The organism is Campylobacter concisus, from assembly GCF_902460625.1.
Lineage (GTDB): Bacteria > Campylobacterota > Campylobacteria > Campylobacterales > Campylobacteraceae > Campylobacter_A > Campylobacter_A concisus_AD.
This window is the reverse complement of the sequence record NZ_CABPUT010000003.1, coordinates 70,640-93,562: the sequence shown is the minus strand read 5'-3', so window position 1 is coordinate 93,562 and position 22,923 is coordinate 70,640. Positions and strand designations below refer to the sequence as shown.

At 36.1% G+C, this 22,923-nt stretch carries 24 protein-coding genes; 20 read left to right on the top strand and 4 right to left on the bottom strand.

Annotated elements, in window-relative coordinates; translation table 11 throughout:
- Positions 1-88: 88 nt before the first annotated feature.
- From F3G69_RS02640 to F3G69_RS02585, 12 genes are all read left to right on the top strand, one after another.
- Positions 89-529, top strand: coding sequence for an isoleucyl-tRNA synthetase (locus tag F3G69_RS02640; protein WP_103600248.1), 441 nt, complete (start codon positions 89-91; stop codon positions 527-529).
- A 49-nt stretch (positions 530-578) separates the two neighbouring features.
- Positions 579-1,130, top strand: a complete 552-nt coding sequence (locus tag F3G69_RS02635) for a DUF507 family protein (RefSeq protein WP_087578297.1) — start codon at positions 579-581, stop codon at positions 1,128-1,130.
- The gene (carA, locus tag F3G69_RS02630) at positions 1,130-2,248 is read left to right on the top strand and encodes a glutamine-hydrolyzing carbamoyl-phosphate synthase small subunit (RefSeq protein WP_084041626.1); all 1,119 of its coding nucleotides are present in this window, start codon (positions 1,130-1,132) and stop codon (positions 2,246-2,248) included. Before F3G69_RS02635 ends, carA begins: the two co-directional genes overlap by 1 nt.
- A gap of 1 nt (position 2,249) precedes the next feature.
- Positions 2,250-2,915, top strand: coding sequence for a sulfite exporter TauE/SafE family protein (locus F3G69_RS02625; protein ID WP_257639875.1), 666 nt, complete (start codon positions 2,250-2,252; stop codon positions 2,913-2,915).
- Between the two features lie 79 nt (positions 2,916-2,994).
- Positions 2,995-3,678 (top strand): response regulator transcription factor, encoded by a 684-nt coding sequence (locus tag F3G69_RS02620; protein WP_021090989.1) that lies wholly within the window; start codon positions 2,995-2,997, stop codon positions 3,676-3,678.
- Positions 3,679-3,770: 92 nt separating this feature from the next.
- Positions 3,771-5,258 (top strand): cytochrome-c oxidase, cbb3-type subunit I, encoded by a 1,488-nt coding sequence (gene ccoN / locus F3G69_RS02615; protein ID WP_149714323.1) that lies wholly within the window; start codon positions 3,771-3,773, stop codon positions 5,256-5,258.
- Positions 5,258-5,923: a cytochrome-c oxidase, cbb3-type subunit II gene (gene ccoO / locus F3G69_RS02610; RefSeq protein WP_149714322.1), complete on the top strand. Its 666-nt coding sequence runs from the start codon at positions 5,258-5,260 to the stop codon at positions 5,921-5,923. Before ccoN ends, ccoO begins: the two co-directional genes overlap by 1 nt.
- A 9-nt stretch (positions 5,924-5,932) precedes the next feature.
- Positions 5,933-6,142: a cytochrome c oxidase, cbb3-type, CcoQ subunit gene (locus F3G69_RS02605; protein ID WP_021090915.1), complete on the top strand. Its 210-nt coding sequence runs from the start codon at positions 5,933-5,935 to the stop codon at positions 6,140-6,142.
- The gene (locus tag F3G69_RS02600; protein WP_103592810.1) at positions 6,130-6,993 is read left to right on the top strand and encodes a cbb3-type cytochrome c oxidase N-terminal domain-containing protein; all 864 of its coding nucleotides are present in this window, start codon (positions 6,130-6,132) and stop codon (positions 6,991-6,993) included. The genes F3G69_RS02605 and F3G69_RS02600 overlap by 13 nt, the downstream gene beginning before the upstream one ends.
- The gene (locus tag F3G69_RS02595) at positions 6,993-7,205 is read left to right on the top strand and encodes a DUF4006 family protein (protein WP_149714321.1); all 213 of its coding nucleotides are present in this window, start codon (positions 6,993-6,995) and stop codon (positions 7,203-7,205) included. The genes F3G69_RS02600 and F3G69_RS02595 overlap by 1 nt, the downstream gene beginning before the upstream one ends.
- 106 nt (positions 7,206-7,311) lie before the next feature.
- Entirely contained in the window at positions 7,312-7,881 is a 570-nt protein-coding gene (locus F3G69_RS02590; RefSeq protein WP_087576560.1) for a hypothetical protein, read from the top strand.
- Entirely contained in the window at positions 7,874-8,344 is a 471-nt protein-coding gene (locus F3G69_RS02585) for a FixH family protein (protein WP_085657825.1), read from the top strand. The genes F3G69_RS02590 and F3G69_RS02585 overlap by 8 nt, the downstream gene beginning before the upstream one ends.
- Before the next feature lie 124 nt (positions 8,345-8,468).
- Here the strand turns inward: F3G69_RS02585 and F3G69_RS02580 are convergent, their stop codons facing one another.
- The gene (locus tag F3G69_RS02580; RefSeq protein ID WP_149714320.1) at positions 8,469-9,056 is read right to left on the bottom strand and encodes a flavin reductase; all 588 of its coding nucleotides are present in this window, start codon (positions 9,054-9,056) and stop codon (positions 8,469-8,471) included.
- Positions 9,057-9,111: 55 nt separating this feature from the next.
- Between F3G69_RS02580 and F3G69_RS02575 the strand changes: the two genes are divergently transcribed.
- From F3G69_RS02575 to F3G69_RS02550, 6 genes are all read left to right on the top strand, one after another.
- Positions 9,112-11,553 (top strand): PD-(D/E)XK nuclease family protein, encoded by a 2,442-nt coding sequence (locus F3G69_RS02575; RefSeq protein WP_223155863.1) that lies wholly within the window; start codon positions 9,112-9,114, stop codon positions 11,551-11,553.
- Positions 11,550-14,369, top strand: coding sequence for a RecB-like helicase (locus tag F3G69_RS02570; RefSeq protein ID WP_149714319.1), 2,820 nt, complete (start codon positions 11,550-11,552; stop codon positions 14,367-14,369). The genes F3G69_RS02575 and F3G69_RS02570 overlap by 4 nt, the downstream gene beginning before the upstream one ends.
- An 80-nt stretch (positions 14,370-14,449) precedes the next feature.
- Positions 14,450-14,878: a 50S ribosomal protein L13 gene (rplM, locus tag F3G69_RS02565; RefSeq protein WP_002939292.1), complete on the top strand. Its 429-nt coding sequence runs from the start codon at positions 14,450-14,452 to the stop codon at positions 14,876-14,878.
- A 2-nt stretch (positions 14,879-14,880) separates the two neighbouring features.
- The gene (gene rpsI / locus F3G69_RS02560) at positions 14,881-15,270 is read left to right on the top strand and encodes a 30S ribosomal protein S9 (protein WP_021084780.1); all 390 of its coding nucleotides are present in this window, start codon (positions 14,881-14,883) and stop codon (positions 15,268-15,270) included.
- Positions 15,271-15,423: 153 nt separating this feature from the next.
- Positions 15,424-16,440, top strand: a complete 1,017-nt coding sequence (locus tag F3G69_RS02555; protein WP_084041636.1) for an OmpA family protein — start codon at positions 15,424-15,426, stop codon at positions 16,438-16,440.
- A 73-nt stretch (positions 16,441-16,513) separates the two neighbouring features.
- On the top strand, positions 16,514-17,152 hold the full coding sequence (locus F3G69_RS02550; protein ID WP_149714318.1) for an HAD family hydrolase: 639 nt from the start codon (positions 16,514-16,516) through the stop codon (positions 17,150-17,152).
- A gap of 249 nt (positions 17,153-17,401) precedes the next feature.
- On the opposite strand, the gene F3G69_RS02545 is transcribed toward F3G69_RS02550, so the two are convergent.
- Entirely contained in the window at positions 17,402-18,538 is a 1,137-nt protein-coding gene (locus F3G69_RS02545; protein WP_149714317.1) for a BaiN/RdsA family NAD(P)/FAD-dependent oxidoreductase, read from the bottom strand.
- The gene (locus F3G69_RS02540) at positions 18,535-19,836 is read right to left on the bottom strand and encodes an MFS transporter (protein ID WP_149714316.1); all 1,302 of its coding nucleotides are present in this window, start codon (positions 19,834-19,836) and stop codon (positions 18,535-18,537) included. The genes F3G69_RS02545 and F3G69_RS02540 overlap by 4 nt, the downstream gene beginning before the upstream one ends.
- 113 nt (positions 19,837-19,949) lie before the next feature.
- On the opposite strand from F3G69_RS02540, the gene F3G69_RS02535 reads away from it, so the two are divergent.
- A complete protein-coding gene (locus F3G69_RS02535) occupies positions 19,950-20,591 on the top strand; it encodes a non-canonical purine NTP pyrophosphatase (RefSeq protein WP_149714315.1) in 642 nt (213 codons plus the stop codon).
- Here the strand turns inward: F3G69_RS02535 and F3G69_RS02530 are convergent.
- Positions 20,584-21,306 carry a tetratricopeptide repeat protein gene (locus F3G69_RS02530; RefSeq protein ID WP_103600237.1) on the bottom strand — a complete coding sequence of 241 codons (723 nt, stop codon included), beginning with the start codon at positions 21,304-21,306 and terminating at the stop codon, positions 20,584-20,586. The two genes, F3G69_RS02535 and F3G69_RS02530, sit on opposite strands and share 8 nt — an antisense overlap.
- A 94-nt stretch (positions 21,307-21,400) precedes the next feature.
- Between F3G69_RS02530 and F3G69_RS02525 the strand changes: the two genes are divergently transcribed.
- Positions 21,401-22,615, top strand: a complete 1,215-nt coding sequence (locus tag F3G69_RS02525; RefSeq protein ID WP_103600236.1) for a saccharopine dehydrogenase family protein — start codon at positions 21,401-21,403, stop codon at positions 22,613-22,615.
- Positions 22,616-22,923: the final 308 nt, after the last annotated feature.

Here is a 22,923-nt window from a genome sequence, read left to right as displayed (position 1 = left end):
CATTTTGCCTTGAATTTTAGTCCAGCTTTCATCAATCTAGTAATATTAAAGCTTATGTTTAATATAATCTCACTCAAAAGGAGAGATTATGAAAATTTTAAATGCTTTTTTTACAGGTATTATATTTGTCCTTGCTCCTATTTTTACGCTATTTGTTGGAATTTACAACAACTACTTTTCTTACTATGGCATAAGCGAGTATTTTAATGTTGTTTTTGTTGATAACGTGCCTTTTTTATGGCTTTTGCCCGTATTTTTTATATTTGGGTATTGCTTTTTTTACGCGCCTTTTAGAAAAATTTTTAGAGCCTTTTATTTAGTTTTGCTGATAGTTTGTGCTTTTAGTTGGTATCCTGACTTTGGACGCACTTTAGGAGAGAATTATTTTATGAGCAAATCGCTATCTTTAGATATCTCATCAAATTTAGAAAATGAGCAAAAGACTGATGGAAAGATACTTTATGAAGGACGAAGAGAAATTTATTTTTTAAGAAGCGATAATAATAAAGTCGTTAAAATTTCAAAGTAAAGTTTTACCTTTATTTAGTTAAAATGGCATAAAAATTTAAAGGTTTAAAATGCGTTTAAAACTCCCACACGTTCCGTATATTTCACATAAAATAGCAATAGATCTTCTAAATTGTGGTTTCGTAAGACTAAATAAAGGTATTGAGCCAATCGTAGCAAAAACAAGTGAAATTTTAACAGTCGATATTCAAAAAGAAAGAGCTTTAGATGAGCGAGTAAATGAGCTTTTGGAGAAAAATGAAGACGAGATGCAAACTATGCAAATTGACCGCAAAAATATGTTTTGGCTCGTTAAAAAGAAGCTCGCAGGTGAATTTGATGTAATTTTAACCCACGAAGATAGATTTAGTAATATCGCTCACAAAGTGCTTGAAACTATTTGGAAGAGCGGTCTTGTTGATTATAATGTATCTGAAAATCGTGTAAAAAATGTGATTTATAACTCAATAGACGAGTACTTAAAAAGCTATGAGAAGATAGAAGATGATGTCTATGAAATGATACAAAATTATAAACATAAGCTAATCCCAGGAACTGATGAATATGATCTTGTCTTTGAGCGTTTGTATCAAGATGAGCTTAAAAAAAGAGGTATGCTTTAATGAAAGCTTACATTTATATTGAAAATGGTGTTTTTTTAGAAGCAAAAGCTTTTGGTGCTCATGGTGAGTGTGCAGGTGAGCTCGTCTTTAATACCTCGATGACTGGCTATGAAGAGATCATGAGCGATCCAAGCTATGCTGGTCAGTTTATCGTCTTTACGATGCCAGAAATAGGCATAGTAGGTATAAACGAAGACGATATGGAGAGTCTTAGAATTCATGCAAGTGGCGTTATAATGAGAAGCTACAACGAGACTCCGTCAAATTACCGCTCGCAAAAATCTTTGGGTAAATTTTTCGAAGAACAGGGCAAATTTGGCGTTTATGACGTTGATACTAGATATCTTACAAAGATGCTACGTGACGAGGGTGCGCTTATGGCATACATCTCGACACAGATAAGCGACAAAGACGAGCTAAAACGCAGGCTTGAGAGTAGTGGACGTATAGAAAATATAAACTACGTAAAAACAGTTAGTGCGATGGATGAATATGAGCACAAAAAAGGCGCTTGGGATAGAAATTTAAAGTCATATAAGCCGCTAAAAAGTATTGGCAAAAAGATAGCTGTTTTTGACTTTGGCGTAAAGAGAAATATCTTAAACGAGCTATGTGAAACTGGTCTTGAAGTCATCGTCGTGCCACACGACACTAAGGCTGAAATTTTGATAGAAAAATTTAAAAATGGCGAGATAAATGGGGTATTTTTATCAAATGGCCCTGGTGAGCCAAAAAATTTAAAGGCCGAAATAGGCGAGATCAAAAAGATGATTGAGGCTAGGATACCTATATTTGGCATTTGCCTTGGACATCAATTACTCTCAAACGCCTTTGGATACGAGACATATAAGCTTAAATTTGGTCAGCACGGAGCAAATCACCCAGTGCTAAATTTAGAGACAAAAGCGATCGAGATAACAACACAAAATCACAATTACAACGTACCTGAGAGTATCGCAGAAGTAGCTGTTGTGACTCATAGAAATTTATTTGACAACACAATCGAAGGCGTGAGATACAAAGACTATCCGATCTTTTCAGTTCAGCACCACCCAGAAGCAAGTGGTGGTCCAAGCGAGAGTAAGTATATATTTAAGCAGTTTTTAGAAATTTTATAAGATGCAAAATATAAACCTTTACATGATTATCTCAGTTGCATTTTTAAGTAGCTTTAGTCATTGTGTAGGTATGTGCAGCGGATTTTTAAGCTTACAGACTCTATTTTTTAAAGGCAAAAGTAAGAGAGAAATTCTAATGCTAAGCACACTTTATAGTCTAGCTAGAATTTTTGCTTATGTAGTTTTAGGAGCTTTGTTTGGTGCCTTTGGAGCGGCCATTAGCTTTGGCTTGCAAGCAAGAGGTCTTATATTTTTTATAGTTGGCTTAGTGATCGCGTTTATCGGTATTGCCTTACTTTTTAGGGGTGAGCTTTTAAAATTTGTAGAGAATCAAAAGGCGCTTAATTTTGTAGTAAGAATTGCAAAAACGAGGATTCAAAAGAAAAATTTAACAAATTTTTTATTACTTGGTTTTTTAAATGGCTTTTTGCCTTGTGGCGTGGTTTATTATTTTTTGGCACTTGGGATTTTAAGTGCAAATTTTATTGATTCGGCTTTTATAATGCTTGTATTTGGCCTTTGTACATTGCCAGCTATGCTTTTGGCTAGCTTTGTATTTGGAATTTTAAATGAAAAATTTAAAGACATAATGTTTAAGATTTCGGCTAGTATAATGATAATAAATGGAATTTATCTATCATTTTTAGGATATAGAGCAAATGCTTAAGATAAAAAATAAGAGAAATAATTTTTAATTGTGTCAAAATTTATGATGTTTAATAAATATAACCAAAAAGGAAGAATAAATGAGCAAGATTCTTAATAATCTAACTGTTCTTATCGTTGAAAATGAGGGAGATGGTAAAAAAATAGTACAAGAAGTTATGCGAGATAAATTCGAAAAAGTTATCACTGCTCAAAATGGCGATGAAGGACTTAAGAAATTTAAAAAATATAATCCAAATATGGTTATAACAGACGTTTTTATGCCTATAATGAATGGCCTTGATATGGCTAAAAGCATTAAAGAAATTTCAAAAGATACACCTATTATAGTTTTTAGCACAAATAGTGAAAAAGAGACACTTCTAAAAGCGATAGATGTTGGTATTGATAAATACGTTTTAAAGCCGATTGATCTTGATGATTTTTTGGTTACTTTAGAAAATGTTGCCAAAAATAAGATAGAAACAGCAAATATTATTCAGGTTACAAATGGATATAGTTTTAATAAAATAAAACGTGTGCTTATCAGAGATGGTGTTGAAATTTCTCTTACAAAAAAAGAACTTGCATTTATATCTTTGCTCATAAAAAGGCTTGGTACGCTTGTGCTTCACGATGAAATAAAAAATGTTGTTTGGGTCGGTGAGAGCGTGACAGAGGCTGCTATTAGGACCTTTGTTAAACGTGTCAGGGATAAAGTCGGTAGTAATTTTATAAAAAATGTTCCTGGACTTGGTTACAAAATAGATAGAAGACTCTCCTAGTAAAAGAGAATTTATATTAATTAAGTCTTTTTATAGTTTTTCTACTCTAAAATAACCGAAAATTAATATAAATTTAACTAGGAGGAAAATTTATGCGACCATCCCAGTTGCTACATTATGATTATAGTGTGGCAAAACTCTTTATGTTCTCCACGATATTTTTTGGTATTGTTGGCATGGCTATTGGTGTTTTGGTGGCTTTTCAGCTTGCCTGTCCTGATCTAAACTATATAGCTGGTGAGTATTCGGCATTTGGTAGATTGCGTCCTCTTCATACTAACGGTATCATTTTTGGTTTTATGCTCTCTGGTATATTTGCCACTTGGTATTACATAGGACAGCGTGTTCTAAAAGTATCAATGAGCGAATCTCCGTTTTTGATGTTCATTGGTAAGCTTCATTTTTGGCTTTATATACTTGTTATGATTCTAGCTGTCGTGACGCTTTTTATGGGCGAGAGTACATCTAAGGAGTATGCCGAGCTTGAGTGGCCACTAGATATTGCTGTAGTAGTAGTCTGGGTGCTTTGGGGCGTAAGTATATTTGGACTTATTGGTATACGCCGCGAGAAGACACTTTACATCTCAGTTTGGTATTACATTGCTACATTCCTTGGCGTTGCTATGCTTTATCTATTTAATAACATGGAAATTCCAACAAGACTAGTTAGTGGATATGGCTCATGGCTACACTCAGTTTCGATGTATGCTGGCTCAAATGATGCCTTGGTTCAGTGGTGGTACGGTCATAACGCAGTTGCATTTGTATTTACAGTAGCGATCATCGCCCAAATTTATTATTTCTTGCCAAAAGAGAGTGGACAGCCAATATTTTCTTATAAGCTTTCGTTATTTTCATTCTGGGGCCTTATGTTTATTTATCTTTGGGCTGGCGGTCACCATCTAATATATACTGCTGTGCCTGATTGGATGCAGACTATGGGTTCGGTTTTTTCTATTGTTTTGATTTTACCTTCTTGGGGTTCAGCTATTAATATGCTTCTTACAATGAAAGGCGAATGGACACAACTTCGCGAGAGCCCGCTTATTAAATTTATGATCCTAGCTTCAACTTTTTATATGTTTTCAACTCTTGAAGGCCCTATCTTAGCTATTAAATCTGTAAATGCACTAGCTCACTATACTGACTGGGTGCCAGGACACGTACACGACGGCGCACTTGGCTGGGTTGGTTTTATGACTATGGCGGCACTTTATCATATGACGCCACGTGTCTTTAGGCGCGAAATTTATTCAAAATCCTTAATGGAAGCTCAATTTTGGATACAAACAACAGGTATAGTTTTATACTTTGCTTCGATGTGGATTGCTGGTATTACGCAAGGTATGATGTGGAGAGCGACTGATAGCTATGGAAATTTACTCTACTCATTTATTGATACTGTTGTAGTGCTTATACCTTATTATTATATTAGAGCTATTGGTGGACTTTTGTATTTGATTGGCTTTTTGATGTTTGCTTATAATATCTACAAATCAACTTCTGCTAAAGCTATTTTGGCAGAGCCAAAAAGTGCAACGCCTATGGGCGGTGCTAAAGCCAATGCGGAGGTGATGTGATGTTTGCTTGGTTAGAAAAAAATCCATTCTTTTTTGCAGTTTGCGTATTTATCGTCATAGCTTATGCTGGTGTGGTAGAAATTTTACCTGACTTTGCAAATAGAGCTAGGCCACTTGAGGGTACAAAACCTTATACAGTTTTAGAGCTTGCTGGAAAAAATATATATATACAAAATGGTTGCAATACTTGTCACTCACAGATGATACGTCCGTTTAAAGCAGAGACTGATAGATACGGCATGTACTCGCTAAGTGGCGAATTTGCTTATGATCGTCCTCATCTTTGGGGTTCAAAAAGAACGGGTCCAGATCTTATGCGTGTGGGTAATTATAGAACAACAGATTGGCATGAAAATCACATGCTAAACCCAGCCTCTGTTGTGCCAGGTTCGATCATGCCAGCATATCCATTTTTATTTAAGAAAAATGCTGATATAGAGACCGCTTACGCTGAAGCACTAACTGTTAAAAAGGTCTTTAACGCGCCTTATGATGAGAAAGATATGCCAGCTCTTGGTACTTTTGAGCAAGCAAATGCCAACGTGAAAGAGCAGGCTGCAAGTATCGTTGAAAGTATGAAAGATGAGCAAGTAAAAAGTACCTTTGCAAAGGGTGAAATTCGCCAGATCGTGGCACTTATCGCCTATCTAAATAGCCTAAAATAGGAGTTAATAATGGATATTAGAGAACTTCAAGCTTATGGCTATTTTATTTTGACAGCATTCTTAGCTATCACTTTGTACGCTTATTTTTTTCATCTTTACAAAAGTGAAAAGCAAGGTAGAAGAAATTATGAGAAATATTCAAGATTAGCCCTAGATGATGAGATCGGAAGTAAAATTTTAGAGCAAAAGGCTACAAAGGAGAGCGTATGCAATGGCTAAATTTAGAAGATAATATAAATTTACTTGCGTTAATAGGTGCCATCTTAATTATCGTACTAACTGTCGTTGTAGCTGGCAAGTATGTTGGTCAAATGAAAGTTAAAAAAGATGAAAGTGTAGAGCTTAGCGAGCATAACTGGGATGGGATAGGCGAGTATAAAAATCCAGTTCCATTTGGTTGGGCAGTAGTTTTTTTACTAACGCTTGTTTGGGCGATTTGGTATTATTTACTTGGTTATCCACTAAATTCTTACTCACAAATCGGTGAATATAATAAAGAAGTAAAAGAGGCAAACGCTAAATTTGAAAAAGAGTATGCAAACCCAAGCAAAGAAACGCTTCATGCTATGGGAGAGAGCGTATTTTTGGTGCAATGCTCAGCATGTCATGGCATCACAGGCGATGGCATTGGTGGCAAAGCTGCAAATTTACAAATTTGGGGTAGCGAACAAGGAATAATTGATACGATACTAAATGGCTCAAAAGGGCTTGATTATCCTATGGGTGAGATGCCAGCAGGGCTAGCTGATGCTGATGGAGCAAAGGCTATCGCAGCTTATGTTGCAAAAGAGATAAGTGCTATAAAAAGTACAAAAAACGAAAATTTAGTAGCTATGGGAAAAGAGCTTTACGCAGCTTGTGCAGCTTGTCACGGAGATGATGGTAAAGGCATGGATGGCATGTCGGCTGATCTTAGTAAATATGGTTCAAGTGAGTTCATCGTAGATGTACTAAATCGTGGTAAAAACGGCAATATCGGTGTTATGCCTAAATTTAATGATGGCAGATTAAACGAGATACAACAAAAAGCAGTTGGCGAATATGTCATATCGCTATCAAAGGGCGAATAATGGAAAATAAAAATAGAAATATCTTTGCTTTAAATGGTATTAGCGGTTATTTGGTGGCAGTTTTGCTTTTGCTATCTATCCTTGGCGTACTTACTTATATTGGTATTGGATTGCAAAAAGATGTAGCAACCAAGCCTTACTTATTAAAAGATGCAAGTAGCATTGAGATGAAGAGCGTTGATAACGCTAAACACGTCATTATAAAGGAGTAGCGATGCTAGGCATAATAGAAAAAGCCATAATCTTGCTGATAGTTGTTGCAGGAGCTATTTGTGCATGGTCAGTGCTTACATCAAACCACCTTTTTGTAGGCTAGGTGTGAGAAAATTTATACTCATTTTTATATTTTTGCTCTCACAAAGTTTGGCTTTGGGAGCAAATTTTGTGATAAATAATGATGAAATTCTAAGCCAAAAAGTAAGTGTAAAGCTAAATGAGATCGGCAGTGAGCTTTACACAAAAAGCGGTATAAATTTAGTAGTTGGCGTATATAAAGATGGTGAGCTAGAATCTCTTTTTAAAGAGCAAAACCTTAGCTCACCTTATGCTTTTTTACTGCTTATAAAAGATAAAAAGAAAGTAGAAATTTTTGCCGATGCTAATACCTCAAAACTTTTTAATAAAGAACAAATTTTAAGTGTAAATCCAGAGTCAGGAACGATAATTCCTATTTTAGTTTCTAAAAATGGCAAAGATGTCTATAATGCTGCTATATTAAATGGCTACGCTGATATTGCCGAGCAAATCGCATCTAGCTTAAATTTACAGCTTGAAAGTAGTGTTGGAAATTCAAATAAAACTACGTTAAATTTTTTAAGATTTTTCATCTATGGTTTGGTTGCATTTTTTATAATTGTTATCTTTTATAAAAAGGTAAAAAATGGATAAAAAAACCTTTTGGCCTTATGCTATCGTGCTTAGTTTCATTGCTATCATTATCGCTTGCGCAGTAACGATCATCATAGCACTGAAACATCCAGTTGAAATGGATAGCTCTTATATGCAAAGCTACCAAAATGTCGATGAAAACATAACCTTTATCAAAGAGAGTGAAAAACGCTTTGATGAGAAATTTGATCTAAAATTTGAGCCAAATTTTAATGCACTAAATGCTAAGTTTAAATTTCATCTAACTCCAAAAAAAGGAGAAATTTCAGCTTTAAAATATGAAATTTTACTCACTCGCCCACAGACAAATAAAGAAAATAAAATTTTAAGAGCTTCATGGCAAGAAAATGATCTAGTAAGCGAAGAAACAAGTCTAAAAGAAGGCAGGTGGCAGCTACTTTTAAGGCTAAGTGACACTAATGACACAAGGTATTATAAATTTGATCTTAATGTCACAAAATGATCTTAAAATCGCAGCTTTGGTATATGGAAAAGATTTCAAAGCTGGATTTAAAATTTTAATAAACTAATCTTTTTAGCTAAATCTAAAACCAAGTTGCTAAGTTTTTATCAAATAAAGCTATAAATCAAATCTCTTTAAATCCAAAATTTAATCCCAAACGCTCGCAAGTGCCGACATATTCTTTAAATTTATAGATTAGTGGATGCCATTTTTGCGTATCTATCTTTTCATCTTTTAGTAAATTTTCATCTACAAAAATGCCTGTAATCTTACAAGTAACGATGCTAAACCACTCTTTTAACTCTATCTTTTCTACAACCGTTTCTATCTGTATCTTGCACTCTTTTATCCTGACGGTTTTTGCATTTATGCCAGGCTCTTTGCTGAGATTTGCCACCTTAAATTTGTCGTGCTCGTAGATGTAGCCAAGATTCTTTTTTTCTTCTGGTACTTCACTATCACCAGTTAGTTTTTCCATTTTTTGCACAGCTTCTAGCAGGCTTTCATCACATAAATTTAGCGTGATATCTGAACCATTTTTGATATTTTTAAAGCCTTGATTTTCAATGCCTATGCCAAGCACCACTGTATTTCCTAATGTCCAAGAAGATGAAAGCACCGTGATATCATCGCTTGCGTTTTTATCTTTTGTGGTAGCCAGCAAAACCGGAAAGCCGTAGTAAAAACCTTGTCTGTTTAACTCTTTATGCATTTTTGCTCCTTTTTTTGTGATTGTAGCTTTTGGCTCTTTAAGGCTTAAAATTTTAATGTATTTAGATAAAAATTTAAAGCTTTATCTAAGCGTAAAAAGCGCTCTTTTATCAGCATTTAGCTATCATTGCTTAAAAATTCAAGAGAGAAAAATGCATAACCTAAACCAACTTTTTGTCTTTACGAACTCGCGTAAGATTCGTGAATTTAATGCAAGTTTTAATGATGAGCTAATCCCAAAAAGCCTAAGTATCGCTGAGTTTTATAAAAAGGTAGTTTATGTAGATGGTAGGTTTGAGATTGATAGCACCTATGCTTTAGTGCTTATGAATAGAGCCTGTGCTAGCGTCAAAAAGGCAAACTCTGTTCTTAAAATTCCAACTGAGTTTTTTGAATTTTTGAAAAATAATGACTATCTTTTTTCTTTTTTTAAAGAGCTAGCTATTAGTAAAAAGAGTATTGCTGAGATTAAATTTAACGACATTTACGCTAATTTTGAGGAGCATTTAAACATACTTGAAGCGGTTTTAAAAGAGTATGAGAGCTTGCTTGATAGAGAAAATCTCTATGATGATATAACCTTGCCAAAAATTTATAACGTAAATGAAGCTTACATCAAAAGCTTTAGTGAAATTTCACTGCACATAGATGGAATTCTAAGTGAGTTTGAGTGGGAAATTTTAGAGAAAATCTCAAAACTAACTACGCTAAAAATTATCTTTCAAACCAGTGTTTTTAATGCAAAGCTAATCAATAAAATAAAGCAAATTTCAGCTATTAGCGAGATTGAAAATTACAAAAAATATGAGCTAAATTTAAAGACAAATGAGCTAATTTGCTTAGAAAATATCAAAAAAATTGAGCCAGTTTTAGAGAAGCGATTTGCCACTAGAAGCCTGCAATGTGCCTACGCTATGGCAAAGGCGAGCGAGTTTGTGCGTGATGGAATAAAGCCTGAAAACATCGCTGTTATATTGCCAGATGAGAGCTTTAGTGAAATTTTAAGGCTTCATGATAGAGATAAAATTTTTAACTACGCTATGGGCGAGAGCTTTAAAAATACAAAATTTTATGAGGTACTTTTTTACATCACAAGAGTGATCAATGAAGAGGTAAGACCGGTTTTTGATCAAAGTAAGTGTGAGAGCTACGAGGAACTTGGCTTTATCTTGAGCACGCTTGGCGTAAGCGAAGAGCTTTTTAATAAATTTAAATCATGCTACTTTGAACTTTGTGACTTTACTAAATTTAAAGAGTTAATAGATGAGCTTTTAACTCTTGAAAATGAGCCAAGATGTGAAGAGAAGCTCGCGCTTGAGCTTTTTAGGATTGAGAATTTATGTAGGTATTTTAGCTTTAGCCTAAAGCAGCTAAGTGAAATTTTTTTACTAAATATCTCGCGACTAAGCATCGATGATGTGGGCGGTGGAAAGATCAGTGTCATGGGCATGCTAGAGAGCCGTGGAATGAAATTTGATGGTGTGATCATAGTTGATTTTAATGATAACTTCATCCCAGCAAGAAGCACAAATGAGATGTTTTTAAACTCGAAAGTGAGGCAAAAAGCAGGGCTTATAAGCTACCTTGAGCGTGAAAATTTGCAGAGATTTTACTACGAAAGTCTTATAAATAATGCCAAAAAGGTCGCCATAAGCTGTGTTTTAAATGAAGAGAGTATTCCTTCAAGATTTTTAAAAAATTTCAAAACAATAAAAGATGAGAAATTTAGTGACGAGGCGTACTTAAAATTATTTTTAAAAGGAAGTACAAGCCTAAATTTAAGCGATGATGAGATCATTTTGGAGCATGATTTTTTCACTAAACCGCTATCATTTTCTACACTAAATTTATTTCTAACTTGCCCAAGAAAGTATTATTACGCAAAGATAGCTGGTATAAAAGGAGCAAAAGCAATAGCAACTGAGCCAGGATCTAAGCAGGGAAATAGCGTGCACAAGGCACTTTATGAATACTACACGAGTGATTTTTATAGACAAAAAAATATATTTGATTTGGCTATTTTTAAAGAAATACTTGCAAAGCAAGATTTTTCTTCGCTTGAGCTTGAGATTTGGTCGCAGAAATTTAAAGAATACGCAGAGTTTGAAAATGAACGTTTAAGTGCTGGCTTTAGAGTGCTTGAGTGCGAAAAAGACATAGAGAGCAGTTTTTGTGATGTAAAGATAAAAGGCATTATCGATAGAATCGATGCTAGCCCTGATGGTGAGCCTTTTATACTTGATTATAAAACTGGTGATGCAAATGCGAACTCACTTCAGCTTGCTTTTTATGAAGCACTTTACGGTAGCGAGGTAAAAAGTGCTTACTTTGCTCTAAAGAATGAACCTGTGCTTATCAGCTCTAAAAAAAGCGTAGATGATCTAAGGGCTGAGATAGAAAATCTAAAGAGTATAAGTAACACTAAGATAAATTTTGAAAGAAAAAGCGGAGCTTGTAAATTTTGCGAGTATGCCATACTTTGTAGGAGAGAGTTATGAAAGATTTTTTAGCCCTAAAAGCAAGTGCTGGAAGCGGGAAAACATTCGCTTTAAGCGTTCGTTATATCGCTTTGGTGCTTAGAGGCGAAAATATAAACGAGATCATCGCTCTAACCTTTACCAAAAAAGCGGCCAATGAGATGAAAGAGCGCATAATCACAACTTTTTTGGGCTTGCAAAATAAAAAGGACGAGCTTGAGAAGCTTTGCAAAGAGCTTAGCTTGAGCCAAGATGAGGTCATAAAAAGACGCGATGAGAAGCTTGATAGATTTTTGCAAAGTGAGCTAAAAATTTATACATTTGATGCATTTTTCTCTGGAATCCTAAAAAAATTTAGTCAAAATTTAGGACTCAGTCCTGATTACAGCGTGCAAGATAGTCTGCAAGATCTGGCTTGGAAAAAATTTGTAAAAGAGGCAAGCAAAGATCAAAAGCTTCTTAGTGAGCTTGCACTCATGATGATAATCTCAAGTCAAAAAGAGGCGAGCTTTTCGCAGACTTTGGCTAAATTTTATGAGAGTTTTGGCGGTGAGCTAAAAGATAGCGGTGCAAGCTATCCAGATGATAGCAAGGTAAGAGCAGCGCAAAAGGAGATAAATGAGCATATAGCCTTACAAAATGGTGCTAGTGATACGGCCAAAAAGACATTTAGTGAGCAAAATTTATTTGAGCTTTTTAAAAATAAGGTCTTTGAAAGAGAGAGCCTGGATTACCGCACTTTTAGCAAAATTTATACAAGTGAGCTTGATGAGCTTTTTGTAAAGCTAAAAGAGGCGGCAAAAGAGTATATTTTGGAGGTTGAAAGATACAGACTTAGCGGCTTTAGCAAGCTCTTAAACATTTATAAATACTCAAATTTAGAGCTAAATAAAGAGATAAATGCTTTAAGTTTTGCTGATATAAATAAGCTGGTCTTTAAGCTTTTGGTTGAAAATTTTAATAAAGATGTGCTCTATTTTAGGCTTGATGGCCGCATAAATCACCTTTTGATAGATGAGTTTCAAGATACAAATGTGATCCAATATGAGATCATCTTGCCAATTATCACTGAGATCGTTTCAGGATACGGACAAAACGGACTCGGGAGCTTTTTTTACGTTGGAGATACGAAGCAAAGTATCTATAAATTTAGAGGTGGTAAAAAAGAGCTTTTTGATAAGCTGGGAGATGATTTTACTCAGATAGATATAGAAAATTTGCCAAGCAACTACCGTAGTTTAAAGGCTTTGGTGAAATTTAATAACGCTATTTTTGAAGAAATTTATCATAGATATGGACTTAGTTTTGAGCCACAAGAATCAGATAAAAAAGATAAGGAGCTAAGCTACAAAGTAAGTGGCGAGTGTCCTTATTTTGAAGCCGAGGAAGATGACTATGGCTACTTGCGTGTGCTAAGTGATGGAGATATCGCGGGTGCAGCGGTTTCGCAAGTAAAAGAGCTACTTTCTGCTGGCGTAAATGCAAGTGAGATAACTGTGCTTTGCTGGAAAAATAGTGACATCAGCCTCATCTCAGAGGTGCTTAGCAGTGAGGGGATAAAAAGCGTAAATGAAGGCACCTTGGAGCTAAAGCGAACGCCGTTTGTTGCAGCGATCATCGAGTATGCGAAATTTTGTCTTTTTGGTGAAGAAATTTATGAAAAAAATGTAAAAGCACTCGTAAATACAAATCCTAAAAGACTAAAAATAAAAGCTGAAGATAGTGCGACAAAAAGCCTATTTTATCTAGCTAAAAATTTATATATAAATATGGCTGATGTTGATATTTTAAGGCTTTTTGAGCTAAGCAGTGGCTACAAAAATTTAAGCGATTTTATCTTTAATCTTGAAAATTTCAGTTCTAAAATCAGTCCTAAAAATGCTGATGGCGTAAAAATAATGACTGTTCATAAGTCAAAAGGACTCGAGTTTGCTCACGTGATAGTTTGTGATATGATGAGTAAGGGCAGGGGCGATGACTCAAACTTTATAACAGAATATAGCGAAAAAGGCGAGTGGATAGTAAAAAGCCGAATTTCTGGTAGAGAAAATTTTGATCCTGAGTATGCTGGCGTGTTAGAGCAAATGAAAGAGCTTGAGAAGCAAGAAAATATCAATAAAATTTACGTTGCTTTCACTAGGGCTACAAAGTCGCTTATCATCATTAAACAAGCCGCTCCAAGTGGGAATAGTCCTAGCTTTTTTTCTTTTTATACTAGAAGTGATAAAAGCGAAGTAAACGACTATCTTGATCTAAAAGAGTTTAGCTTTGGTAAAATTTTGCCTAGCAAGAGCGAGCAAAAAGAGGATACAAAAGATGAAAAAATGCCTGAAATTTTAAAGATAGAAAGGCAAGATGTAGAGGCAAGAGAGCAAAAAACGAGCGGTAAAAATTTAGAGGCAATCTATTTTGGTTTAGCGTTTCACTATTTGCTCGAGATGAGTGAGAAATTTGATGAAAATTCACTTTTAAAAGCTAAAAGTTTAATGCTAAATAAATTTTATAAATTTCTCTCACCTGATAGGCTTGAAGATGCCTTTAAACGGGCAAAAATGCTAATAAATGAGCCAAAATTTCTAGAGCGCATAAAAGATAAAGAAATTTACAAAGAGCAGCCATTTAAAGTAAAAAATGAACTAAAACAGATGGACTTATTTTGTATCGGAGAGAGCGAAATTTGTGTGATTGACTATAAAACGACCGATAAAAATATCGAGGAAAATAAAAAACAAGTTGGAGAATACAAAGAGGCATTAAGTAAATTTTATCCAAAGCATAGTATAATCGCCGTCATCTTCTACGCTCTTGATGGAAAAATTTCATATATTGAAGTTTAAATGCTACTTAATTTAAGCTTTATAAAAGCATTGTTTAAATACAATCACAACTCAAAAATTAACTTGGCAAAGGTAAGAAAATGACAAAAATAACAAAGCCAAACGAAGTTAAACGAGACTGGATCGTTGTTGATGCAGCTGGTAAACGTTTTGGTAGATTGCTAACTGAGGTAGCAACTATACTTCGTGGCAAAAACAAACCATGCTTCACGCCAAACGTAGATTGTGGCGACTATGTTATCATCATAAATGCTTCAAAAGTAGAATTTACTGGTAATAACAAAGCTGAAGATAAACTTTATCACAGACACTCAGGATACTTTGGTAGCGTAAAGAGTGAAAAATTTGGCGATTTGATAGCAAATAAGCCAGAAAAACTATTTAAATTAGCTGTTCGTGGAATGCTTCCAAAAACTAAACTTGGAAGAGAGATGATAAAAAAACTAAAAGTTTATGCTGGCAGTGAGCATCCTCATACGGCACAAATAGCTAAAAAAGAAGGAAAATAATTATGGCAAAAGTTTATGCAACTGGTAAAAGAAAAACTGCCGTAGCAAAGGTTTGGATAAAAGCTGGAAGCGGTAAAATCGTAGTAAATGGTATGGATCTTAATACTTGGCTTGGTGGACATGAAGCTATAAAGCTTAAAGTAATTCAGCCACTTCTAGTTACTAAACAAGAGAGTTTAATAGATGTAGTAGCCACAACTTTAGGTGGTGGTTATTCAGCACAAGCAGAGGCTTTGAGACACGGTATTTCACGTGCTTTAGCTGATATGGATGCTGATTTTAGAGCAGCACTTAAACCAAAAGGCTTATTAACTAGAGATTCTCGTGTTGTTGAACGTAAGAAATTTGGTAGAAGAAAGGCAAGAAGAAGCCCACAATTCTCTAAACGTTAATGAGTTTTTGCAAGTGCTTTTGCATTTGCAAAATTTAAGTTGTGTAAATTTCAAATTTACATTGTTAATTAAATTATGATTTAGAGTCGGTTAAATTTTATTCAGTTAAAATGTAACCACTTTAAAATAAATCCTAAGAAAGGAATTCTAAATATGAAAAAGATTGCTTTAGCTATGGTTGCCGCAACAGCGGTTTTTGCGTCTAACGCAGCATATAATTATGAAGTTACTCCAACTATTGGTGGCGTTCACCCAGAGGGAAATCTACGTGTAAAAGACCATAACTTCGTTGGTGTTAGAGCTGCTAGAAATCTTGAAGATTTTTTCTTTGATCAAGTAGAGCTTGGTGTTGATTACACTCAAAAAGCAAAAGAAAAAACAGGTAGCTTAACAAGAGAAGGAAGAGTCCTTAGATATCATGCAAATCTTGTAAAAGATATAGTTGATTTTGGACCAGTTAGTCTATATGGCTTAGTTGGTGCTGGTTATGAAGATGTTCCAGCTATTTTTGTTAAAAATGAAGATGGCGGTTTTGGCCAATATGGTTTTGGCTTAAGATATCAAGTAACTGATAGATTTGCTCTTAAAGCAGAAGCAAGAGACGCTATCAAATTTGAACATGCTGATCATAACCTATTCTATTCACTAGGCTTTGGTATCGGTCTTGACTCAAAAGCAGCTCCAGTTGTGGCAGCAGCTCCAGTTGCAGCAGCAACTCCAGCAGCAACTCCAGTTCTTGATGATGATAATGATGGCGTGCCAAATGATATAGATCAATGTCCTAACACTCCAGCTGGCGTGGTTGTTGATGAAAGAGGATGCGAAAAAGTTATCGTTCTTAGAGATTTAGATGTTAACTTTGCATTTGATAGCTATAAAGTTGGACCAAAATATGCAGCTGAGATCAAAAAAGTAGCTGACTTTATGGGCGAACACCCAGATTATAAAGTTGTACTTGCTGGTCACACTGATAGCGTAGGTGCAGAAGCTTATAACCAAAAATTATCTGAAAAAAGAGCAAAGGCAGTAGCTGATGTTCTTGCTGGCTATGGAGTAAGCGAGGATAAAATTTCAACAGTTGGTTACGGTGAGCTTAAACCAATTGCTACAAATAAAACTAAAGAAGGTCGCGCTCAAAATAGACGCGTTGAAGCTACTTTCAATAAATAATCTTATTATTTAAAGCTACTTCTTTCGGGGCTTAGCTTCGGCTAGGCCCTTTTTTATTTCTACGGAGAAAATGATGAACAAAACCATACTTTTTGATTTAGACGGTACACTTATTGACTCAACTTCTGCTATTTTAAAAGGATTTGATAGAGCTTTCTTATCTCATGGTAAAAAAGAGCCAGACCATAATGCATTAAAGTCTTTGGTTGGTCATCCGCTTGAAATAATGTTTGAAAGACTTGGTGCAAGCAAAAATTTAATTGATAGCTATATAAAAGAATATAAAGCTTGCTACGAAAAAATTTATCTTGATGAGACGGTACTTTTAGATTATGCAAATGAAGCATTGAAGGAGGCAAGTAGCTTTGCTGACGTGGGTATAGTTACTACTAAAACTTCAAAATTTTCTATTATCTTGCTTGAGCATTTAGGAGTTATGAAATATATAAAAACTGTTATTGGAAGAGATGATGTTGTTAATCCAAAACCAAAACCAGAGCCAATAAATTTGGCTTTAACTAGACTTAATAAAGATAAAAATAATGCATTTATGGTAGGTGATACCATTATGGATCTAATGGCTGCACAAGCCGCTTTTATTACAGGCGTGGGTCTAACTTGTGGATATGGTCAAAAGAGTGATTTGGAGAATTTTAGTAAACATATTTTCTCAAACCCATTTGAAGCCGTTAGCTTTATAGAAGAGGTTTGATAATCTAATATCCCCAAACTGCTTATCCTTTAAAGTAAATTTAACCTAACCTTTAGCTTGCTTGGTTATAAAATTTACTCCAAAAAATTTATTACCTTTGTTTGGCGCAAAATCTTTTTAAAAATATTTATTATGAATTTTTAACATCTAAATTACTTAAATTGATTTTCTTAATAGCCTACTTTCATAGTAAATTTATCTTATTTAAAATATGAAAATTTGTCTAAAAGTTAGCTAACTTCTAGGAGATCATAGGTTTAAGACCCTAGCTACCTTTAGAGCGCTTACAAATGCAAAATGTAAGTTATATCCGCCAAGCATGCCAGTGATGTCCAATACTTCACCAATAAAATAAAGTCCATTAACGTTAGAAGCTTGTAAATTTTCATCTAAAAATTCACTCTTTACGCCACCTTTTGTAACTTCCGCTCTTTCAAAGCCAAATGTCCCAGCCGGGGCAAATTCATAAGTAAAAAGCCTTTTTATTATTTGTCTATCATTGTTGTTAAATTCATAAAAGGCTCTGTCTTTTAAGCCAAAATTTTTTAAAAATTCTAGCACAAATCTCTTTGGTAAGGGCAAAACCGAACTAAGTTGCTTTTTACCATTTATTAAATTTTTCTCACTAAATTTGGGCAAAAAATTTATGCAAATTCGCCCATTTTGCCAAAATAGCGAGGCGTTTAGTATTGCTGGTCCGCTTATGCCTCTATGTGTAAAAAGTAAGTCTCCACTAAATTTATGGCTCTCGTTTTTGCTATTTATCTCCACATCTGCGTTTAGGCTGACGCCACTAAGTTCTTTAAACCAAAACTCATCTTTTTGTACGCTAAATCCGACAAGTGCAGGTGCAAGAGCTGATGTCTCAATACCAAAATCATTTGCTATTTTATAGCCAATGTCGCTTGCGCCAAGGGCTTTGTAGCTTAGTCCGCCACTTGCGATGACTAAATTTCTAGCTCTAAATTTCTCACTTTTGGTTGAAATTTCAAAAATTTCATCTATTTTTTTAGCGCCAAGAACTTCTTTGTTATAAAAAATATCTGCATTTTGTCTTTTTAAAAGTACGCTCAAGACGCTCTTTGCGCCGCTATCGCAGAAAAACTGATTTTGCTTTTCCTCACTAAATTTAAGCTCACTAAAAAATTTTAAAACTTGATCTGGAGTCAGTACCTTTAAAATTTGCTCTATAAATTTTTGCTCTCCAAGATAGTTTTTGGCGCTTATGAAGCGGTTTGTGATGTTGCATCTGCCTCCACCGCTTGCTAGGATCTTTTTGCCAGCACTACTATTTTTTTCTAAGATGGCAACCTTTTTACCATTTAAATTTGCTCCTAAAAATAGTCCGCTAGCACCGGCGCCAATGATGATGACGTCGTAGATCAAAACTTCAAACTCTCTTTTAAAGCCGCCTCGCTTATTAGGCGAGAGTCAAATTTTATCACTTGATTTTTCTCGTTTTTGTAATAATCGACTACACCTTTTTGGCTATTTAGTAACTCTAAATTTAAGCTTACTTCAGGACTTAGGTAGATGTTTTTAAAAATTCTTGGATCGCTTAGGCTAAAGAGTAAAACAAGCCAGATCACGCAAAGCACCACGCAGATGATGGCGAGTACTTTAAAGCCAAAGGCGTGCAAGATATACCCACCAAATGCACCTCCAACAAAGCTTCCTAGATAGCCAAATGAATTAAATACACCAAGGGCTGAGCCTTTTTGTGAGGATTTTACAAATTTTGTTGCAGTTGATTGCATAATGGGCTCGTGAAGGTTAAATCCTATAAAAAATATAGCAACTCCCAAAACGAAGATAAAAAGTGTAAAACTAATGGCAAAAATGGTGTAGGTTAGAGCAAAAAGCAGCGTACCAGCTATCAAGATGACCTTACTAAGTCCCTTGCCATCGCCAAGGGCGCCAGCTAGCCCCATAGCCAAAAAGCCAAGCACGGCGCCAAGTGTATAGACCTTGTAAAGCTCGCTACTTTCGTAACCATACTCTTTTACCAAAACGATAGGGATCACCAAAAATGCGATACTTGCTAGCATCTTTTGCATAAAAGAGGTGAAATTTATGATCATGTAGTCTTTTTGTAAAAACAGCTTACCAAATGGCACTTTTTCACTTTTGGCACTCACTTTTATCTCTTTTGGCACAACGGTATAAAGAAGTACAATGCAAAGTAGGCTAAGAGCGGCACTTAGGTAAAAAAGGCTTGAAAGCCCGAAACTTCTAGCAAGAAGCGGTCCAAGCACCATCGAAAGCGTGAAGCTAAGCCCTATAAAAGCACCCATTATCGCCATGGCTTTTGAACGTTTTTCTTCTGTTATATAGTCACTTATCATCGCAGTCGCAACTGCTCCGATAGCACCTACACCTTGTAAAAATCTACCAAATAGCATGGTAAAAATATCGCTTGTAAGTGCACAAATTATTGAGCCGATGATAAAAACCAAAAGTCCGATCGTTAATGTTTTTTTGCGTCCTATCCTATCCGAGAGCGCTCCAAAAGGCACTTGAAATATCATCTGTGAGATCGCATAGACGCCTACTATTAGCCCTACTAAAAACTCGTTTGCTCCGCGTAAATTTAAGGCATAAAGGCTAAGCACCGGCAAAACTATAAAAAGACCTAAAAATCTGCTTGCTATGATAAAAGATAGTGGTAAAACGCTTTTTAACATAAAATTTTCCTTATTTTTAAAAGGACTAAGTTTATCATTTTAACGCTAATTTAAATTTAAAAATTTAATCTACTTTTTTGTAAAATACGCCCAAAAATCAAGGAGCTCTTGCAATGAAGATCGTGCTTGCGACATCAAATTTAGACAAAGTAAAAGAAATAAAAGAGTATTTAAAAGGCTATAAAATTTATGCTCTAAGCGAGGTTGTAAAGCCATTTGAGATCGTTGAAGATGGCAGCACTTTTCAACAAAATGCACTCATAAAGTCAAGAGCTGTCTTTGCAAAGCTTAAAGAGCAGGGGCTTGATAATGAGTTTATTGCTCTTAGCGATGATAGCGGCATTAGCGTAGATGCGCTTGGTGGCGAGCCAGGGATTTATTCAGCTCGCTATTTTGACCTTGATGAAAATGGTAAAGTATGTGGCAAAAACGCAAATGACGCAAACAATAGAGCAAAGTTAATTAGCAAGCTAAAGGCACTAAATTTAGAGAGTTCATCAGCGCACTATACCGCCTGTATCGCTATTAGCTCAAAATTTGGCGACTACACGACGCATGGCTTTATGCATGGAAGAGCGATTGATGAGGAGCGTGGTACAAATGGCTTTGGCTACGACGCGCTCTTTATCCCAGATGGCTTTACTAAAACGCTTGGTGAGCTAGATAATGAGACGAAGCTTAAAATTTCTCACCGTTCAAAGGGACTTGAGCTTGCAAATTTCGTGCTAAAAAGTCTAAAGAAAAACTTTAGTTAAGCCCATTTAGCCCTTTGTTAGCTCTCTCTAAAAGATCCAGTGCACGAGGATTTTGCTCTTTTCCATTTAAAATTTCAAGCACTTTTTTGTAGTTTTGGGTAGCTTCGTCCTTTTGATTAAGCTTTGCTAGGTCGTTAGCAAGCTCTACTAAAAGCTCTGATCGCACAAGCTCGTTGCCATTTAACTCCGGCGTGATATCAAGTAAATTTAGCGCTAAAAGGTGGTTTTCGTGGGCTTTGTCAAATTCGTTTTTTAGGTAGTAGGCGCTAGCGATGCCTTTTATACAGATGAGTTCGTCGTTCATTGGGGCATTTGGCGCGTTGTCATAAATTTTTAGAGCTTCTTGAAAATTAGCAAGTGCTTCGTCGTATCTGCCTAGCGCCTTTTGTGCCGCACCTAGGCTATGATAAGAGCGAGCTAGTAGCAGCTTGTCGCTAACGTTTGCCGCAAGCTCTAGGGCTCTTTGTGAGAGCTCTAACGCCTTTTGTGGCTCTTTATTTACCATGCAAATGCTAGCACTATTTATGAGCGAAGTGATCGCCTGCTCGGTGTTGCCCTCTTTTAAGCAGACATCAGTCGCTTGCTCGGCTAAATTTATGGCTCTCTCCAAATTTCTATCGCTTTTATAAAACTCCCTCACACTCTCTTGTATTAGCTCGTCACAGCTACTTGCAAAGAGGCAAATAGGCGCTAAAAATGGCAAAATTTTCTTCATCTTTTTACCTTTAAATTTTTGCCTTATTTTACCTTTTAAAGCGAGAAATTTATATTAACTTTGCTAAAATCACTAAAATTTTAAGGAGCCAAAAATGTCAAATATCTTAATCATCGGAGCAGGTGGCGTGAGCCAAGTCGCAACCGTAAAATGCGCGATGAACGCGGACGTTTTTAGTAAGATCACCCTTGCTAGCCGCACCAAAAGCAAGTGCGACGCGATCGCTAAATTTATCAAAGACCGCCTAGGCGCGCAAATCGACACCGCTCAGATCGATGCGGACGATACCGATGCCGTAGTCGCGCTCATCAAAAAAACGGGCGCCGATTTGCTTTTAAATGTGGCACTGCCGTATCAAGACCTAACCCTCATGGACGCGTGCTCTCGCGCCGGCATCCCATACATCGACACCGCAAACTACGAGCACCCGGACACCGCCAAATTTGAATACAAGCTGCAGTGGGCAAAGGACGGCGAGTTTAAAGCCGCAAACACGATGGCGCTGCTGGGAAGCGGCTTTGATCCGGGCGTGACGAACGTATTTTGCGCCTATGCGCAGCAAAATCTCTTTGACGAGATCCATGAGATCGACATCCTAGACTGCAACGCAGGCGATCACGGCTATGCGTTTGCGACGAATTTCAATCCCGAAATCAACCTGCGAGAAGTGAGTGCAAAGGGCCGCTACTGGGAGCGCGGCGAGTGGAAAGAGACCGAGCCGATGGAAATAATGTTCAAGTGGGACTACCCGAAAGTAGGCGTCAAGGATAGCTACCTGCTCTATCACGAGGAGCTAGAAAGTCTTGTTAAAAATATCAAAGGGCTAAAGAGAATCCGCTTTTTCATGACCTTTGGACAAAGCTACCTAACTCACATGAAGTGCCTAGAAAACGTCGGCATGCTACGCATCGACGAGGTCGAGCATAACGGCGTAAAGATCGTGCCGATACAGTTTCTAAAAACTCTACTGCCTGATCCTGCAAGCCTAGGCCCTCGAACGAAGGGCAAAACCAACATCGGCTGCGTGATACGCGGCTTAAAAGACGGCAAAGAGCGTCAAGTCTATATCTATAACGTCTGCGACCACGAGGCTTGCTACGTCGAGACGGGCGCGCAGGCGGTGAGCTACACCACGGGCGTACCTGCGATGATCGGCTCGATGATGGTCGCAAAGGGCATTTGGAGTGGAAAAGGTGTCTTTAATATGGAAAATTTCGACGCCAAGCCTTTCATGGACGAGCTAAATAAGCAGGGCTTGCCGTGGGAGATGATAGAGATGAAACCCGGTGAGAGGTATGAAGTAAAATAGCAAGGCTTGTCTTTTTCTACTTATACTTCGTTGAAATTTGATTTTTAATGCTCACGTATCAAATATACGCTCCACTTAAAAATCAAATTTCGCCTCGTCTAAGCGAAAAATACATTCACGGAATATATATTTTCAGATGTGACAAAATAACTTATACATAAAAGGTAGCAAATGATATATAAAATTTTAAAAAACTTAGAAGCATTTTTTGTAAGAATTAAAAATAATTTTTTAAATATGAATAAAGAGAAAAAATTTTACTCCATAGCTTTGATTTTTTTATATTATTTTTTATTATTGTTTTTTTT

Excerpts from the sequence above, each read along its gene's own strand:
- F3G69_RS02640 (WP_103600248.1), top strand. The coding sequence starts at position 89 with ATGAAAATTTTAAATGCTTTTTTTACAGGTATTATATTTGTCCTTGCT.
- F3G69_RS02635 (WP_087578297.1), top strand. The coding sequence starts at position 579 with ATGCGTTTAAAACTCCCACACGTTCCGTATATTTCACATAAAATAGCA.
- carA (WP_084041626.1), top strand. The coding sequence starts at position 1,130 with ATGAAAGCTTACATTTATATTGAAAATGGTGTTTTTTTAGAAGCAAAA.
- F3G69_RS02625 (WP_257639875.1), top strand. The coding sequence starts at position 2,250 with ATGCAAAATATAAACCTTTACATGATTATCTCAGTTGCATTTTTAAGT.
- F3G69_RS02620 (WP_021090989.1), top strand. The coding sequence starts at position 2,995 with ATGAGCAAGATTCTTAATAATCTAACTGTTCTTATCGTTGAAAATGAG.
- ccoN (WP_149714323.1), top strand. The coding sequence starts at position 3,771 with ATGCGACCATCCCAGTTGCTACATTATGATTATAGTGTGGCAAAACTC.
- ccoO (WP_149714322.1), top strand. The coding sequence starts at position 5,258 with ATGTTTGCTTGGTTAGAAAAAAATCCATTCTTTTTTGCAGTTTGCGTA.
- F3G69_RS02605 (WP_021090915.1), top strand. The coding sequence starts at position 5,933 with ATGGATATTAGAGAACTTCAAGCTTATGGCTATTTTATTTTGACAGCA.
- F3G69_RS02600 (WP_103592810.1), top strand. The coding sequence starts at position 6,130 with ATGCAATGGCTAAATTTAGAAGATAATATAAATTTACTTGCGTTAATA.
- F3G69_RS02595 (WP_149714321.1), top strand. The coding sequence starts at position 6,993 with ATGGAAAATAAAAATAGAAATATCTTTGCTTTAAATGGTATTAGCGGT.
- F3G69_RS02585 (WP_085657825.1), top strand. The coding sequence starts at position 7,874 with ATGGATAAAAAAACCTTTTGGCCTTATGCTATCGTGCTTAGTTTCATT.
- F3G69_RS02580 (WP_149714320.1), bottom strand. The coding sequence starts at position 9,056 with ATGCATAAAGAGTTAAACAGACAAGGTTTTTACTACGGCTTTCCGGTT.
- F3G69_RS02575 (WP_223155863.1), top strand. The coding sequence starts at position 9,112 with ATGTATTTAGATAAAAATTTAAAGCTTTATCTAAGCGTAAAAAGCGCT.
- F3G69_RS02570 (WP_149714319.1), top strand. The coding sequence starts at position 11,550 with ATGAAAGATTTTTTAGCCCTAAAAGCAAGTGCTGGAAGCGGGAAAACA.
- rplM (WP_002939292.1), top strand. The coding sequence starts at position 14,450 with ATGACAAAAATAACAAAGCCAAACGAAGTTAAACGAGACTGGATCGTT.
- rpsI (WP_021084780.1), top strand. The coding sequence starts at position 14,881 with ATGGCAAAAGTTTATGCAACTGGTAAAAGAAAAACTGCCGTAGCAAAG.
- F3G69_RS02555 (WP_084041636.1), top strand. The coding sequence starts at position 15,424 with ATGAAAAAGATTGCTTTAGCTATGGTTGCCGCAACAGCGGTTTTTGCG.
- F3G69_RS02550 (WP_149714318.1), top strand. The coding sequence starts at position 16,514 with ATGAACAAAACCATACTTTTTGATTTAGACGGTACACTTATTGACTCA.
- F3G69_RS02540 (WP_149714316.1), bottom strand. The coding sequence starts at position 19,836 with ATGTTAAAAAGCGTTTTACCACTATCTTTTATCATAGCAAGCAGATTT.
- F3G69_RS02535 (WP_149714315.1), top strand. The coding sequence starts at position 19,950 with ATGAAGATCGTGCTTGCGACATCAAATTTAGACAAAGTAAAAGAAATA.
- F3G69_RS02530 (WP_103600237.1), bottom strand. The coding sequence starts at position 21,306 with ATGAAGAAAATTTTGCCATTTTTAGCGCCTATTTGCCTCTTTGCAAGT.
- F3G69_RS02525 (WP_103600236.1), top strand. The coding sequence starts at position 21,401 with ATGTCAAATATCTTAATCATCGGAGCAGGTGGCGTGAGCCAAGTCGCA.